The organism is Ferroplasma sp. Type II (genome assembly GCF_000496155.1).
Window position 1 is genome coordinate 2,028 of sequence record NZ_KI542788.1, and the last position, 1,125, is coordinate 3,152.

1 pseudogene is annotated in these 1,125 nt (G+C 37.5%); it reads right to left on the reverse strand.

The features are described from left to right. A pseudogene (locus tag AMDU4_RS11390) lies at positions 1–1,125 on the reverse strand (ATP-dependent DNA helicase); the annotation flags it as partial.

The following is a 1,125-nucleotide window of genomic DNA, read 5'->3' on the forward strand; positions in this document are numbered from 1 at the left end:
CATATTCCATACCTNTGAGATATGATCCTCGGATGGCATTGTTCNTGACATGAAAATAACTGGATTATTGCTTAGGAATGAAAGATATCCGGAGGTATCATAATACATCAATTTGAGCTTTATATCCTTTTTTTCTGGATTGTTTACAGAAGAATATATTGAACCGTTTTCCATCCTCTGGTAATCATAAAGAAAATTGTAAACGTTTTCGAGATAATTCCTGCTTCTCTTTTTAAGTGGCCTGTTTTCATTTTTTTTATCGAATTCGTCGCTGAAAACTTGCAGAGATTCAAGATTTGCTATCCGTGATGCAAAGTCACTGGAAAATTTGAACGATTTCAGGTTATCTGTAGCCCTTGTTGAGCTCATGTTGGATAGTAGATTTTCCAGTATCAGGTTTGCCTCCACCCTCTCATAGGAATTATTGTGTTCCATGGGGAAATCTTTTACCAGCAGGTCAATAGCCTTTTCAACGGTTTTTATCTGCAATGAACGCCCAAAATCCTCTATTACAGAGTCCAGATTATGAGCTTCATCAAAAATTATATAGTAATCATCCAGATTTATCATTTCCTCCCCTTCCGTTCCATGAAAAACATTGAACCTTATTGATGGATTGAGAAGATAATTATATGTCATGGCAATTATCTGTGCATCCGCCATATTTGACCTTACAGAATAATATGGGCAGTATGATTTCATGTTCTCCTTTTTTATTGAAACCAGGTTTCCTTTTGTATCCCGCCCCATAGCTTTCGATTCAATATCCTGCCTGATTAGCTCCGTGGAATCTTCTGCCATGTCCACCAGGAAATTCTCAGGAGAACCTATATTTTTCAGCTCAAGTTTAATCGTTTTGTCTTTCAGCGGGCATCCCTTGCAGACATTTTTCTGCCCGTCATCTTCAGAATCATACCATCTCTCCTTGAGCGGACATAACTTGCTTTTTCCAAAGAGATATAAAGCGGGTATATTGAAATATTTCTGGTTATCCTCATAGAGCCTTGTAAATTCATTATGTGTCCTGGTTAAATAAATCAGTTTTTTTCCTGTAAGGAATGCAAGGTACAGGATAAAACTGGTTTTTCCCGATCCTGTGGGTGCCTCTATGGCGATTTTATTTCT